The 14,390-nt window shown below is 72.7% G+C and carries 14 protein-coding genes and 1 other RNA gene; 5 read left to right on the plus strand and 10 right to left on the minus strand.

Translation table 11 applies throughout. The annotated features are described in order from the left end of the window. Positions 1-10: 10 nt before the first annotated feature. From JL106_RS06570 to JL106_RS06580, 3 genes are all read right to left on the minus strand, one after another. Positions 11-454 carry a VOC family protein gene (locus JL106_RS06570; RefSeq protein ID WP_205259880.1) on the minus strand — a complete coding sequence of 148 codons (444 nt, stop codon included), beginning with the start codon at positions 452-454 and terminating at the stop codon, positions 11-13. Between the two features lie 25 nt (positions 455-479). After that, positions 480-1,538: a carbohydrate kinase family protein gene (locus tag JL106_RS06575; RefSeq protein WP_205259881.1), complete on the minus strand. Its 1,059-nt coding sequence runs from the start codon at positions 1,536-1,538 to the stop codon at positions 480-482. A 100-nt stretch (positions 1,539-1,638) separates the two neighbouring features. After that, positions 1,639-2,013 carry a HesB/IscA family protein gene (locus tag JL106_RS06580; protein ID WP_205259882.1) on the minus strand — a complete coding sequence of 125 codons (375 nt, stop codon included), beginning with the start codon at positions 2,011-2,013 and terminating at the stop codon, positions 1,639-1,641. Between the two features lie 248 nt (positions 2,014-2,261). Here JL106_RS06580 and JL106_RS06585 point away from each other — a divergent pair, with 248 nt between their 5' ends. Continuing rightward, positions 2,262-2,933: a DUF3043 domain-containing protein gene (locus JL106_RS06585; RefSeq protein WP_328841580.1), complete on the plus strand. Its 672-nt coding sequence runs from the start codon at positions 2,262-2,264 to the stop codon at positions 2,931-2,933. Positions 2,934-2,937: 4 nt separating this feature from the next. Continuing rightward, a complete protein-coding gene (locus JL106_RS20785) occupies positions 2,938-3,261 on the plus strand; it encodes a DUF2087 domain-containing protein (RefSeq protein WP_205259884.1) in 324 nt (107 codons plus the stop codon). Positions 3,262-3,282: 21 nt separating this feature from the next. On the opposite strand, the gene JL106_RS06595 is transcribed toward JL106_RS20785, so the two are convergent. Beyond that, a complete protein-coding gene (locus tag JL106_RS06595) occupies positions 3,283-4,623 on the minus strand; it encodes a glutamine synthetase family protein (protein ID WP_205259885.1) in 1,341 nt (446 codons plus the stop codon). Between the two features lie 136 nt (positions 4,624-4,759). Between JL106_RS06595 and JL106_RS06600 the strand changes: the two genes are divergently transcribed. Further along, positions 4,760-5,092: a hypothetical protein gene (locus JL106_RS06600; RefSeq protein ID WP_205259886.1), complete on the plus strand. Its 333-nt coding sequence runs from the start codon at positions 4,760-4,762 to the stop codon at positions 5,090-5,092. 28 nt (positions 5,093-5,120) lie between these two features. Here JL106_RS06600 and JL106_RS06605 read toward each other — a convergent pair whose 3' ends face one another. The 6 genes from JL106_RS06605 to JL106_RS06630 form a co-directional block, all read right to left on the minus strand. Beyond that, positions 5,121-6,809, minus strand: a complete 1,689-nt coding sequence (locus tag JL106_RS06605) for an alpha/beta hydrolase (protein WP_205259887.1) — start codon at positions 6,807-6,809, stop codon at positions 5,121-5,123. 81 nt (positions 6,810-6,890) lie between these two features. Then, on the minus strand, positions 6,891-7,088 hold the full coding sequence (locus JL106_RS06610) for a hypothetical protein (RefSeq protein ID WP_205259888.1): 198 nt from the start codon (positions 7,086-7,088) through the stop codon (positions 6,891-6,893). Positions 7,089-7,165: 77 nt separating this feature from the next. Further along, complete coding sequence (locus tag JL106_RS06615; protein WP_205259889.1) at positions 7,166-9,658, minus strand: CaiB/BaiF CoA transferase family protein; 2,493 nt, start codon at positions 9,656-9,658, stop codon at positions 7,166-7,168. A gap of 123 nt (positions 9,659-9,781) precedes the next feature. Further along, positions 9,782-11,251 (minus strand): RNB domain-containing ribonuclease, encoded by a 1,470-nt coding sequence (locus tag JL106_RS06620; protein WP_205259890.1) that lies wholly within the window; start codon positions 11,249-11,251, stop codon positions 9,782-9,784. 501 nt (positions 11,252-11,752) lie between these two features. Then, positions 11,753-12,121 (minus strand): YbjQ family protein, encoded by a 369-nt coding sequence (locus tag JL106_RS06625; protein ID WP_205259891.1) that lies wholly within the window; start codon positions 12,119-12,121, stop codon positions 11,753-11,755. A gap of 419 nt (positions 12,122-12,540) precedes the next feature. Beyond that, positions 12,541-12,864: a hypothetical protein gene (locus tag JL106_RS06630; protein ID WP_205259892.1), complete on the minus strand. Its 324-nt coding sequence runs from the start codon at positions 12,862-12,864 to the stop codon at positions 12,541-12,543. Between the two features lie 125 nt (positions 12,865-12,989). On the opposite strand from JL106_RS06630, the gene rnpB reads away from it, so the two are divergent. Together rnpB and JL106_RS06640 are read left to right on the plus strand one after the other, a co-directional pair. Next, an RNA gene (gene rnpB / locus JL106_RS06635) (RNase P RNA component class A) lies at positions 12,990-13,402 on the plus strand. Between the two features lie 134 nt (positions 13,403-13,536). After that, positions 13,537-14,370: an enoyl-CoA hydratase/isomerase family protein gene (locus JL106_RS06640; protein WP_205259893.1), complete on the plus strand. Its 834-nt coding sequence runs from the start codon at positions 13,537-13,539 to the stop codon at positions 14,368-14,370. Positions 14,371-14,390 lie beyond the last annotated feature (20 nt).

Here is a 14,390-nt window from a genome sequence, read left to right on the forward strand (position 1 = left end):
CACCCGGCGGTCAGCTGCCGGTGCCGAAGTCCGGCAGCACCAGCGCGCCGTCCTCGGCGAGCGCGAAGCCGGGGTTGAAGGCGATCTCCCACGTCGTCGCGTCGGGGTCGAGGAAGATCCCCGCGTAGCCGCCGTAGAACGTCTGCTGGGCGGGCTTGGCGATGGTGCCGCCGGCGGCCGCCGCGGCGATCAGGATCGCGTCCACCTCGTCGCGGCTGCGCACGTTCTGGGCCAGGGTGAAACCGCCGAACACGCGGTCGCCAGCCGTGGGATCGGCCACCCCGCTGTCCTGGGCCAGCTTGGCGCGGTCCCACAGGACCAGGGCCAGCGGCCCGGCCTGGACGAACACTGTCTCCTGCGTCCGCTGCCCGACCCAGCCGAGCTCCTGGTAGAACGCCTCGGACTGGTCCAGGTCGCGGACGCCGAGCGTGACCAGACTGATGCGTGTCTCCATGGATCTCCCCTCACCGGATCTCCCCTCACCGGCCGGCGACCAGTCGGCCCGCCGCGGTCAGGGTGCCAGTCCCGGTCCAGGCCAACGCTGCCGCGATCTCGGTCGCCGCGTCGGCCCCGTAGGCCTCGGCCAGCCGGATGCGCGCATCGGCCGGATCCAGCTGGTACTCCTGGGTACCCACCGTCTCCAGCACCGCGGTGGCCAACAGTGACCCGAGCTGCGCCGACCGTTCCAGCTCCAGCCCACGGCTACGGCCGGCCAGGAAGCCGGCGCGGAAGGCGTCGCCCACCCCGGTCGGATCGGCCTTGGCCCGCTCGGGCAGCACCGGGACGGACAGGCCGCTGCCGTCGGCATGCACGATCTGCACCCCGCGGGACCCGTGGGTGGTGATCCGCAGGCCGACCGTCGCGGTGATCCGCTCGACGTCCCAGCCGGTCTTGCTCTGCAGCAGGCCGAGTTCGTAGTCGTTGCAGAACAGCATCGAGGCGCCGGTGAGCAGCTCGATCACGTCGGGCCCGTCCATCCTGGCCAGCTGCTGCGACGGGTCCGCCGCGAACCGCAGGCCGGTCTCCCGGCAGCGCTGCGAGTGCCGGACCATGGCGGCCGGGTCGTCAGCGGCGACGACGACCAGCTGCACCGGGCGACCGGCGGCCGCGGCGTCCTCGGCCACGCCGGCGATGTCCAGGTCCCGGGCCCGGGCCATGGCGCCCGCGTAGAAGGAGGCGATCTGGTTCATCGCCTCGTCGGTGGTGCAGACGAACCGCGCGGTCTGCACGTCCGGGCAGTGCAGCACGGCCGAGCAGTCCACCCCGTGACGTTCCAGCCACGCCTGGTACTCGGCGAAGTCGGCGCCGACCGCCCCGACCAGCACCGGCCGCACCCCGAGCACGCCCATGCCGAAGGCCATGTTGGCGGCCACCCCGCCGCGCCGCACCACCAGGTCGTCGACCAGGAACGACAGCGACACCCGGTCCAGCTGGTCGGGCAGCAGCAGGTCCTGGAACCGGCCCGGGAAGTGCATGAGGTGGTCGGTGGCGATGGAGCCGGCGACCGCGATGGTCCCGATCCCGGTGGATCCAGTCATGGCAGGCGCTCCCGGTGCGCTGGGTGGGGACACGGCGAGGGGCCGGTCCGGCGATCGCCGGACCGGCCCCCCTGGACAGCCGATCAGTGGTGCCGGTGACTCAGTGGAACGAGTCGCCGCAGGCGCATGAGTTCTGCGCGTTCGGGTTGTCGATGGTGAAGCCCTGCTTCTCGATGGTGTCGACGAAATCGATGACCGCGCCGTCCAGGTAGGGCTTGGACATGCGGTCGACGGCCAGCCCGATGCCGCCGAAGTCGACCAGCGCGTCGCCGTCGAGCGAACGGTCGTCGAAGAACAGCTCGTAGCGCAGACCCGAGCAGCCACCCGGCTGCACGGCGATGCGGAGCACCATCTCCGGGCTGCCGTCGCGGTCCAGCAGGTCCTTGGCCTTGGCGGCCGCGGTGGCGGACAGCGTCACACCGTGGGCGGCCTTGGTGCCCTCGGCAGCGGTGGGGGCGGTCTCTGCAGCGGTCATGTCGTCTCGATTCCCTCGGCGTCGGCACCGTCCTCGTCGCGATCCGCCGGCTGGGCGTCGTCGCGTGCGGAGTCCGGTGGGCTGGGCACTGACGATGATGCCACGCACGACCCCCGCGAGCGGGCTCGCCGACGCACATCACCACCTGGTGCAACCGGTGCGGGCGCCGGATGCTTCCCGTCCCGACGCGCTTCTTCCCGGTCCCGGACGCGCCGTCATCACCGCAGATCGCCGCTACCCTGGACGCTGTGAATCTGCTGCGCCGCAAGTCCGCGACCGCCGAGTCCGTCGAGGCGGCCGAGCCGGCCGTGCCTGCGGCGCCCACGGTGCCCGCGTCCCCCGCCGTCACCGCCGGCAAGGGCCGGCCCACCCCGAAGCGGCGCGAGGCGCAGGGACAGCGCCGCGGACCGGTGGCCCCGCCGCCGATGACGCAGCGCGAGGCGGTCAAGCGGGCCAAGCAGACTCCTGACGGTCGCAAGCTGACCAAGGACGAGCGCCGGGCGCTGTCCGCGGAACGCCGCGAGAAGATGATGCGCGGCGATGACGCGTACGTGCTGCCGCGTGATCGGGGTCCGGTCCGCGCGTACGTCCGGGACGTCGTCGACTCGCGCCGCAACCTGGCCGGCCTGCTGCTGCCGTTCGCCGTGCTGTCGATCATCGTGATGATGTTGCCGAACCTGATCATCCGGACCTACGGCCCGATGGTGCTGCTGGTCGCCCTGCTGGCCGCCGTCGTCGACTCGGCCCTGTTCGGCCGGCGGTTGGCGCGTCAGGCGCAGGCGAAGTTCCCCAAGGGTGATCCGAGCGGGCTGTCCATGAAGGGCGGCGCCCTGGGCTTCTACGGCTTCAACCGCGCCTGCCTCCCCCGCCGGATGCGCGCGCCGCGGCCGCGGGTCAAGGCCGGACAGGCCGTCGACTGATCCGGTGATCGGATCGTCCGCACGCCCGGACCCGGGTGACCCCGCCGCCGGCTGGTCACTCGACCCGGTCACCGCGCGCTACTTCACCCCGGACGGCCGGCTCATCGGTCTGCCCGCCAAGCAGTCGCGGCTGCGCCCGGTGCTGGATGCGGTGGCGCAACGCTTCGAACCGGGTCTGCACTACTCGGAGACCGAGGTCAACCGGGTGCTCCGGCGCGTGTACCCGGCCGACCACGTGACCCTGCGCCGGGCCCTGGTCGACTTCGGACTGCTCGACCGGGCCGCCGGCGAGTACTGGCGCAGCGGCGGCACGGTCGAGTTCGGCTGAGCCGGCGACCCTGGCCAGGGTTCAGAGCGTCAGGTAGCGGCGCAGCTCCTCCGGCGTGACCTGCCGCCGGTAGGCCTCCCACTCCGAGCGCTTGTTGCGCAGGAAGAAGTCGTAGACGTGCTCGCCGAGCGTCTCGGCGACCAACTCGGAGCCCTCCATCACCTGCAGCGCCTCCTCCAGCGAGCCGGGCAGCCGCTGGTAGCCCAGGGCCCGCCGCTCCACGTCGGACAGCGCCCACATGTCGTCCTGGGACGGGGCCGGCAGCTCGTACTGCTCGCGGATGCCCCGCAGGCCGGCCGCGATCACCACCGCGAACATCAGGTACGGGTTGCAGGCGGCGTCCGGCAGCCGGAACTCGAGCCGCTGGCTGGACGCCTTGCCCGGCGAGTAGTTCGGCACCCGGACCAGGGCGGAGCGGTTGGCCTGACCCCAGGAGGCGGTGGTGGGCGCCTCATCGCCGATGACCAGCCGCTTGTAGGAGTTCACCCACTGGCACGACACCGCGGTGATCTCCGGCGCGTGCCGCAGCAGGCCGGCCAGGAACGCCTTGCCCGTCTTGGACAGCTGGTACGGGTCCTCCGCGTCGTGGAAGGCGTTGGTCTCGCCGTCGAACAGCGAGAAGTGCGTGTGCATGGCCGACCCGGGCTGCTCCACGAACGGCTTCGGCATGAAGGACGCCCACACCCCCTGGGTGATCGCCACTTCCTTGACCACGTAGCGGAACGACATGATGTTGTCCGCCATGGTCAGCGCATCGGCGTAGCGCAGGTCGATCTCCTGCTGGCCGGGGGCGCCCTCGTGGTGGGAGAACTCCACCGAGATGCCCATCGACTCCAGCGACTCGATGGCGGCCCGCCGGAAGTGCGGCGCCACGTTGTGCGAGGCCTGGTCGAAGAAGCCGCCGCGGTCCGCCGGCTCCGGCGGGGTGCCGTCCTGCGGCAGGTCCTTGAACAGGAAGAACTCGATCTCGGGGTGCACGTAGCAGGTGAAGCCCATCGCCGCGGCCTCGCCCATGGCCCGGCGCAGCACGTGCCGCGGATCGGCCCAGGACGGGGTGCCGTCCGGCATGGTGATGTCGCAGAACATGCGGGCCGAGTAGGTCTTGCCCTGATCGGCCTCCCAGGGCAGCACCTGGAAGGTGGAGGGATCGGGCCGCGCGACCATGTCCGACTCGAAGATCCGGGCGAAGCCCTCGATCGCCGACCCGTCGAAGCCGATGCCCTCGCTGAAGGCACCCTCCAGCTCGGCCGGCGCGACGACCATCGACTTGAGGTAGCCCAGGACGTCGGTGAACCACAGGCGGACGAAGCGGATGTCCCGCTCCTCCAGGGTGCGCAGGACGAACTGCTGCTGGCGATCCATGGGCACAGCCTAGGGAGGCAGCGGGGCACTGGGTCCACCGCCTCGCCGGAGGACGTCCCACACGGACCCGACGCACCGGGCGACACCATGATCGCCGTCCGGCGCGGCCGGCCGTGAGCACACCGGGGGGACCTCCATGACCGAACCGTCGACCGCCGGGGCCGGCGGCCAGCCCGGGCCGGACCTGCGGGCGGCCCGACAGGTGCGCTACCGCACCGAGATCGCCAACGCCCGGGAGGCGGGCGGCACGCTGCGCATGTGGGCGGCGATCGCCGTGATCACCGGCATCGTCGTCGCCCTCGGCATCGTCGTCGCCATGATCGCCGGATGGTTCGACGTGGAGCAGGGCATCGAGTTCCTGCTGCTGACCAGCGTCACCTCGATCGTCAGCGGCACGGCCAGCTACGCCGCCGGCTGGAACGTCGCCCTGGGCGCCTCCCGGATGGAGCTGTCGCTGGACGACGAGTGACCGGACGACGAATGACCCGGCGCCGCCGTCAGTCGCAGATGGTGTCCGGCGCCGGCACGTCCAGATCGATGAGGTAGGCGTCGGCGATCCGGTCCACGCAGCGGTTGCCGGTGCTCAGGTACGCGGTGTGCGAGTCGCCCACCACGGTGAGCAGCTCGCCGCCCAGCTCCTCGGCCAGCCGGCCGCCGGCCTCGTACGGGGTGGCCGGGTCGCCGGTGGTCGAGATGACCAGCAGCGGCGGCAGGCTGCCGGGCTCGACGTCCACCTCGGGCAGCGTCGGCTCGGCCGGCCAGGAGGTGCAGGCGTCCTGCACGGACACGGGCGGATCCCCGGAGTCCAGGAACGGTGCGGCCTCGGCGATGCGCTGCGCGTCCTGCCGGTCGCGGTCCGGATCCGGCGCCTCCCGCGGCGAATCCAGGCAGCGCACCGCAGTGAGCCCGTCCAGCGTGGTCGCGTAGTGCCCGGTGTCGTCCCGCCCCAGGTACGCGTCGGCCAGCGCCATGATCGTCACGCCGGAACCGTCGGCCAGGTCCTGCAGCGCCTTGGCCAGCGTCGGCCAGAGCGCGTCGCTGTACAACGCCTGCACGACGCCGGTGGTGGCGTCCGAGAAGGTCAGCACCCGCCCGTCGGGCAGCCGCAACGGATCGGCCAGCAGCGGCCGGACCAGGGCCTGGAAGGCGGCGGTCGCCGCGGTGGGATCGGTCGCGTCGTCACCCAGCGGGCACGGGTCGTCCTGCTCCGTGCACCACGCGGCGAACGACTCGAACGCGGACTGGAACGCCGCGGTCTGTGCGACCGTCGACTCGGTCGGGTCCTCGGCCGGGTCGACCGCCCCGTCCAGCACCATGGCCCGGACGTTGCCGCCGAACAGCTCGGCGTACACCGCGCCGATCAGCGTGCCGTAGGAGAAGCCGACGTAGGTCAGCTGCCGATCCCCCAGTGCGGCGCGCAGCACGTCCATGTCCCGGGCGGCCTCGCGGGTACCCATGGTGGCCAGGAACTGCGCGCCGTCGACACCCTCGTCGGCGCCGGTCCGGTCCACGCACTCCTGGACGGCGGCCCGGGTGCGGGCGTTCGCGGCCTCGATGGCGGCCTGGTCCAGCAACCGCACGTTCGCGGCGCGCTCGGCGTCCTTCTCCTCGTCGGTCTGGCAGGTCAGCGCCGGGAGCGAGGAACCCAGCCCACGCGGGTCGAAGCCGACCAGGTCGAACCGCTCGTTCAGGGTCGTGGCCAGGCTGTACGCGCCGAGCTGGGCGGCGAAGTCCACGCCGGACGCCCCGGGGCCCCCTGGGTTGAACACGACGGACCCGATGCGGTCGGACCCGGACGCCTCGCGGCGCAGCACGGCGAGCCGGACCGGTGAGTCGGCCGGGTCCGCCTCGGGTGCGTCGTAGTCGAGCGGCACGGCCAGCCAGGCGCACTCCAGCGCCGCGTTGCCGTAGTACATCCGCTGCTGGGCGTCCTGCGCGAACTCGGCGCACCCGGTCCAGTCGAGTTGCTGTTCGTAGTACCGCTCCAACCCGGCCGGCACCGGCGCCGGATCGGTCGGGACGGCGCGGGTGGTCGACGCTCCCGATCCCGCGGTGCCCGTGACGGCCCTGCCACCGACCGAGCTGGTGCAGGCCCCCGCCGTGAGCAGCAGCGCCGCGGTCAGCGCGCCGACCGCCACCCGGCGGCGACCGGTGGACCCCCGTCCGGATCGCAGTGTCCCGGGCATCCGTCGCGTCGACCTCACCGACGCATTCTGACAGCGTCGCCCGACAGGCCTCCGTGAAGCGCCCGCCGGCTCAGCCGAGGCTCAGGAGTTGCCCCAGGACCGGTCCTCGGCGTCCTTGCGCTCCTCCCGTGCCCGGATGATCTGCAGCGCGTCGGCCGCCTCCTCCCGGGTGGCGAAGGGCCCGAGCAGGTCCTTGGCCTTGCTCTGTCCTTCCTTCTCCACCTCGTGCGTGACGATGTTGAAGTACCAACCCTTGCTCTGACCGATCTCGTCGCCCATGCGTGCACCTTCTCATCCGCCCCGACGTTCGCGCAGCGTGACCCCATGATCACGCGAGTGCCCCCGCGGTGGCGGCCTCAGCGCAGCAGGTCGGCGGCCTGCAGCTCGTCGACCTGCTCGGCCGAGTACCCCAGGAACTCGGTGAGGACCAGCCGGTTGTCCTGCCCGAACACGGGCGCGCCCCGGTCGACCCGGGCCGGGCAGTCGCTGAGCAGGTACCGGGGACCCTCGACCACGGTGCTGCCGTGCCGGACGTGCGGCACCGTGATCAGGTGCCCGCGGTGCTCGATCTGCGGATCGGTGCAGACCGCGACGGTGTCGGCCGAGCGGTGGGCCGGCACCCCGGCGGCCTGCAACTCGGCCTCAGCCTCGCCGTCGCTCCGCAACGCGGCCCAGTCGGCCACCGCCGCCTCCAGTTCGGTGGACCGGGCCAGTCGGCCGACCGGGGTCCGCAGCTCCGGGTCCGCGGCCAGGTCGGCGCGCCCCAGCACGGCCACCAGCGCCTGCCACTGCTCGTCGGTGGTGACGGCCACGGCCACGAACCGGCCGGCGCCGGTGCGCGGATCGGGCCGGCACGGGAACACCCCGTGCGGGGCGAACTCCCGATCGGCGTTGCCCAGCCGTTCCAGCACCGTCCCGTTCGCCAGGTTGTCGGCCAGCTCGGGCGCCTGCAGCCACACCCCCGCCTCGACCTGCGCGACATCGATGTGCAGGCCGAGCCCGGTGCGTCGGCGCCGGTCGATGGCCGCGAGCAGGGTGGCGATGGAGAATCGCGGCCCCACGTAGTCGGTGTACGGGCCGAACGGGCCGATGGGTGAACCGTCCGGCCAGCCGACGATCGCCTGGAACCCGGACAGCGCGGCGCCGATGTTGCCGTACCCGGCCAGGCCGGACAGCGGCCCGGTCTGCCCGTTGATCGAGGTGCTGAGCATGATCAGGTCGGGTCGGTCGGGGGCCAGCGATGCGTAGTCCATCCCCCATCGCTGCATCAGGCCGGGCGAGTACGACTCGATGACCACGTCGGCCCAGGCGATCAGGTCCCGGGCGATCGACCGGCCGCGTTCGGCGCGGAGGTCGATGGTCATCCCGTACTTGCCGGTGTTCCACTCGCTGTAGAGCGCCGAGTTCTCCGGGTGGACGACGCCGTTCTGGAACGGCGGCATGAACCGCGCGGTCTCGATGTGGGTGGAGGACTCGACCCGGATCACGGTGGCGCCGAAGTCGGTCAGGGCGCGCCCGATGACCGGACCGGCCACCACCCAGCTCAGGTCCAGCACCTTGAGCCCGTCCAGCGGGCGGCCCGGTGCGCGCTCGGTCACCTGCACGGCCGGCACCGGTCCCGACTCCCGGTGGTCGAGCCACTCGGCGAGCACCTCGTCGGCGTGCTCGCCCAGCAGCGGCGCCGGCCGCCGCAGCGACCAGGCGTCCGGTTCGGAGACCTGCGCGAACGGCCCGGGCACGGTGACGGCGCGGTCACCCTCGCCGACGGTGCGGAAGTAGTTGCGGGCGGCCAACTGTGGGCTGGTGGCCACGTCGGTGGTGGTGGCGATGGGGACGCACAGCAGCTTGTACTGCAGCGCTGCCTGCAGCACCTCGGCCTTGGTCTTCGTGGCGAGGAAGTCGCCGATGAGCCCACGCAGTTCCTCGCCGTCGTCCTCGGTGAACTCCCCGGACTCCATCCGCTCGGGCAGCGCGACGAAGTCCACGTCGGCGAACCGGTCCAGCGGCGCTCCCTCGGTCTTCATCCAGTCCAGGAAGTTGTTGGTGAACCGTCCGGACGCCGGGCCGATGCTGAGGTGGAACTCGATGAGACCATCCCGGCAGGGCCACTTCTTGAGCGCCGGATCGGTGCCGCTGCCGCTCCCCGACTGGTCCACCCGCTTGGGGCCGAGCGAGAGTCCCTTGGCGCTGGCCGTGCCCACGTCGCCGACGGCGTGGCCGAGCACCCGGCCGAGGGTCGCGGCCCCCAGCGACGCCTGCACCGACACGTCGACATGCTGCCCACGGCCCGTGATGTCGCGCTGCAGCAGGGCGAACAGCGCGCCCCCGGCGGCATCCAGCCCGCCGTGCAGGTACGCCTGCGGAATGGAGATGCGCAACGGCGGGCGGCTGCCGTCCCGGTGTTCGTGCAGCGGCCCGCCGGCCGCCCACAGCGTCAGGTCCGAGTGGACCCAGTCCGCCTTGGGACCGGTGGTCCCGAACCCGGTCAGGCTCACCACCACGAGTCGGCAATTGGCCGCCAGCAACGACTCCGGTGTCAGACCGCGGCGCGCCGTCACCGCCGGGCCGTCGGTGGTGATCAGGACGTCGGCCACCGTCGCGAGCCGGCGCACCAGGTCCTGACCGGCCGGGTCGTCCAGATCGGCGACGATCCCCCGCTTGTTGGCCGCGTAGGCGGCCCAGTAGTACGAACCGCCGCCGGGCCGGTGCGGCACCCGGCGCCGCGCGGAACTCCCGGCCGGCGGCTCGACCTGCACCACGTCGGCGCCGAGGTCGGCCAGCACCCGTCCGGCGACCAGTCCCCGCTCGTCGGACAGGTCCAGCACCCGCAGCGGTGGCAGCAGCGCCATCGATCGACTCCCTCGTCGAAGCCGCCCGTCCCGCCGGTCGCCCTCGACCACGGTGTTTCGGACGATCAGTGTCCGAAACGGTAGCGGGCGCCACCGGGTCGCCGCAATCGCGGCGCGCCCGGGTCAACCGGCCAGCGTGGCAGCGTCGTCGCGCGGCGTGCCGTCCGCCGGTTCCACCAGGAACTTGTGGGTGGCCGGATCGGCCGACACCAGCCGGACCGCCACGACCGTGCCCTCCACCAGACCGTCGGCCGAGCAGTTGGCCCGGACCGGTGGCTCGTGGAGCACCACCACCGCCCGGTCGCGTTCCGGCTCGACCTGCAGCACGGTGGCCGGGAACCGCTCGCCCTCACGTCCGTGCAGCAGGAACGCCGACACCGCACCCTGGTTGGCCTTGGCCAACGTCGAGGCCTTGCGGTCAGCCGCGGACATGAGCGCGGGCAGCTCGGGCAGGGCGGTCCGGACCCAGTCGGGCACCGGTCGGCCCTCGTCCAGGGCCAGGCAGATCTCCGAGCCGAACCGGTCGGCCAGCCGGCGCAGCGGCGCGGTGACGTGGGCGTACGGCGCCCCGACCCCGCCGTGCTCGGACCGCTCGGGCGGGGCCCCGTCGAACGCGGTGTACCCGGCCCCGCGGAGCAGTCGGACGGCGTCCTCCAGGAACGCCGCGTCCCGGGGCAGCGAGCCGTCCAACCGGGCGACCACGTCGGCCGCGGTCTGGTCGGCGGGCCAGTGGATGCCCAGCGCCCCGGTGGCCCGGCGCAACACCTCGACCTGCTGCGCCGACGGCGCGGGCAGGGTGCGGAGCAGCCCGACCTCGCCGCGGATCATCATCGCCGCCGCGCAGGTCCCGGTGAGCAGGCTGATCTGGGCGTTGTACCGCTCCACCGGCAGGATCGAGCGCAGCTCGAGCGTCCAGTGCCCGTCCGGCGCCCGGACCACCTCGGCGTCCGGGAGGTCGAGGGTGAGGGCCTGGCGGCGACGGCCGGCGGCCTCCCGCAGTGAGCCGATCTCGGGCAGCAGCTCGATCGACGGGTGGGCCCGGCCGGCGTCGAGATCGGCCTGCACACCGGCGTAGTCGAGCTTGGCCCGGGACCGGACCAGAGCCCGGCGCACGCTCACCGCATCGGGCCCGGCCGGCTCCCCGCGCCGGTCCAGGTCGATGGTCCACAGCACGGCGGGGCGGCGCAGGTCCGGCAGCAGGCTGGCGGCCGCCTCGGACAGCTCGCGTGGGTGCAACGGCACCGATCCGTCCGGGCTGTACATGGTGGCGCCGCGCCGGCGGGCCTCGTGGTCCAGCGGGCTGTCCGGCGCGACGAAGGCGGCGACGTCGGCGATGGCGTACCAGACCCGGTACCCGTCGTCGGTCCGGGCCAGCGCGACCGCCTGGTCCAGGTCGAGGGAGTCGGGCGGATCGATGGTGACCAGCGGCAGGTCGGTGTGGTCGGGGTACTCGGGCGGCGGTTCGGCGGCGGCCCGGCGGGCCTGTTCGGTGACCTCGGGCGGGAACTCGGTCTCGATGCCGACCTCGGCCCGGATGGCGTCGAAGTCGACCCCGGGCGGCGGCGTCGCGACGGATCGGGCCGGAACCGGCATGCAGTTGCCTCCTGGACGGTCGGGCGACCGGTCGTTCGCCACGCGCCACGGCCGACCGATGGGGACGCCAACGGTACCCAGACGCTAGTCTGTCGAACATGCGTACGAACGCGCCGGGGCCGCTCGACACCGGTGGATCCGACCCGGCCGTGCCTCCCGCTGCTCCCGGATCACGGCCCCGGATCGAGCACGACCCGGGCGCCCCCGGGCCTGGTCCGTCCGACCCGGCCGGGCCCGACCGCCGACACGTAACGGTGCAGGCCGGGGAGCTGGTCGAGCATTCGCCGACGGCCTGCCCGCAGGGTCACCCACTCGGACCGTCGGGCTGCCTGGTGGGCACCCATCCGTGCCTGTGCGCCGGCCGGCCGCACCGCACCTGGCGCTGCCGGACCTGCGACGCGTGCTGGGTGTGGCCGGCGTGCGTGGAGCGACCGCAGTGGGCCGCCTGGCCCGGTCTGGACCTGCGCTGAGCAGGCCCAGACCGGGCCCGGGGTCGATCGCTCAGCGCTGGGCGTAGCCCAGCTCGGACGCCGTCTGGCGCGCCCCGTCGTCCATCGGGACGGCGACGACGGCCGTGCCGTAGGCGCACAGCTCGGTCCAGGTGTCGCCCATCTCGGAGGTGTCGAAGCGCATGCAGATGATGGCGTTGCCACCGCGGGAACGGGCCGCCTCGAACATGCGGTTCATCACCTCGTTGCGGCTCTCGGTCAGCTGCTTGGTCATGCCCTGCAGCTCGCCGCCGAACATCGACTTGAACCCGGCGCCCATCTGCGAGAAGGCGTTCCGGGAGCGCACGGTGAGCCCGAAGACCTCGCCGCACACCCGCTGGATCTGCCACCCCGGGATCTCGTTCGTCGTCACACAGAGCATCGCGTTCCCCCTGACACCGACCGGCCCGACGGCCGGTTCCCAGGGGTCGCCGACCCCCGGCGACCCGCGCGGATCTTCCCATCCCGATCACGCCCCGGCTGGATGAACGAGCATCTCCGGACGGGTGATCGCGGGATGCCGGTCGTCGATCCGGTCAGCTGGGTGCGGTCACTTCAGGCCGTCACCACCCGGACGAGGCGGCCTCGGGCCTCGCGTTGACGTACGCGTACCGCTGGGCGCTGGAGTCGATGGCGTGCTCGCCGGGTTCCAGCGTGACGGTGGCGTCCTGCCGTTCCATCGGTCGACCTGGGACGGATCACCGTCGTCCAGCTGATGGTGGCCGGCGGTCTTTCGCTGGCCACCATGCCGGTGGTCGGCGAGCAGCTACCCCGACAGCCGCGCCGAGGCCAGCGCTGCGGTCAGCGGCGCACCCTCGGCCAGCTCGTCCGCCACTGCAGGAAGTCCTTGAGCAGGGCGGACATCCGGTAGCCGTCCAGCTCGTCGGCGCCCTCACCAGGGTCGTCCAGGCCCTCCAGCACCCGCCGAGCCAGGTCCGCATCAGTCTGCTTGAGCGCCTGGGCCGGGACGACGGGCACGATCAGGTCCGCCAGCCAGGCGGCCGCGGCCGCCTGGTGATCGATGGACAGGATGTCCCACCACCGGGAGAGCAGCCGCTCGTCCCGCTCGCTGCCCTCGGTGTCGATCGAACGGTCGATCGGGTCGTCCGCCAGCTCCTGCGCCATGTGGCGAGCGTGCCAGACCGATCACCCGGATCCGGCCGCCGGGTGAGCAAGGCAACTCCGCGGCGTCGCCTCCCGGGACGGAATCGTCCGGACGTCCCCACAGCGCGACTAGACTCCCCCACGGACGAGTCGGTCGGGCGGCCGCGTCGACGCCGGATCCCCGGCGTCGCCGAGGAAAGTCCGGGCTCCACAGGGCAGGGTGGTTGCCAACAGCAACCCGGCGCGAGCCGCGGGACAGTGCCACAGAGAACAGACCGCCGGTGTGTGCTGCACGCCGGTGAGGGTGAAACGGTGGTGTAAGAGACCACCAGCGTCCCGGGTGACCGGGGCGGCTCGGTAAACCCCACCCGGAGCAAGGTCGAGAAACGGGGCGGATCGTGAGATCCGCGCCGTGCGCAGGCGTTCGAGGGCGGCCCGCCCGAGCCTGCGGGTGGACCGCTGGAGCGTGTCGGCGACGGCACGCCGAGATGGATGGTCGCCGACCGGGATCGCCGCGAGGCGCCCGGGAACAGAACCCGGCTTACGACCGACTCGTCCCCCGTCCGCCATTCGGCGCCTCTCTCAACCGGCCTCTTTCCACCGGCGTCTTCCACCGGCGTCTTTCCGCTGGCGAACTACCGGCGTTCCCGGGGCCGCGGCAGCCCGCTGTTCACCGCCCGGTAGCGTGCGCCGATGGATCTCTTCCGGACCGAGCTGCGCGACGACGGCGTCTTCGTAGCGGCCTACGAGAACCCCCCGATGAACTACTTCACCGGCCAGGCGACGGCCGAGCTCGGCGAGCTCATCGCCCGCTGGCGGTATCCGGACGTGCGCGCGGTGGTGATCACCGGCGCCCCGGAGGGCCAGTACATCACCCACTTCAGCGTGGAGGAGCTGGTCTCGCGGACCGACGACCTCGACGCGATGCGGGCGAACCACCCCGAGGGCTTCGCCCGCTGGAGCGGCCTGCTCCAGGCGATCACCTACCTCGACAAGCCGGTGGTCGCGGCGATCACCGGTGATGCCGGTGGTGGCGGCCTGGAGTTGTCGCTCAATTGCGACATCCGCATCATGCAGCGCGGCGATTTCCGGGTCGGATTCCCCGAGGCGGCACTGGGCATCCTGACCGGGACCGGTTCCCAGATGCTCACCAAGATCATCGGCCACGGCCGGGCCCTCGATTTCCTGCTGCGCAGCCGGTACGTCTCACCCGAGGGCGCGCTGGAACTCGGCATCGTGAACGAACTGGCCGACGACGCCAAGGCCCGCGGCATCGAGGTCGCCTCCGGCCTGGCCCGGCAGTCACCGGCGGCGCTCGCCGCGGCCAAGCGGTCGGTGGTCCGCGGCGGCAACCTGCCGATCGCCGAGGGCCTGCGCATCGAGGCCGAGGAATGGCTCAAGGCCGGCTTGCAGCCGCAGGCCATCGAGCTCATGCAGAGCTACGTGGACACCCCGTACGACCAGCGCCGCGCGTGGGTCGAGGAGCACGGGGTGTGGCCGGAGCCGGGCATGGCCACCGGCAGCTGAACTGGTTCCGCGGCGGCGGC

Source organism: Nakamurella leprariae, from assembly GCF_016918035.1.
GTDB lineage: Bacteria > Actinomycetota > Actinomycetes > Mycobacteriales > Nakamurellaceae > Nakamurella > Nakamurella leprariae.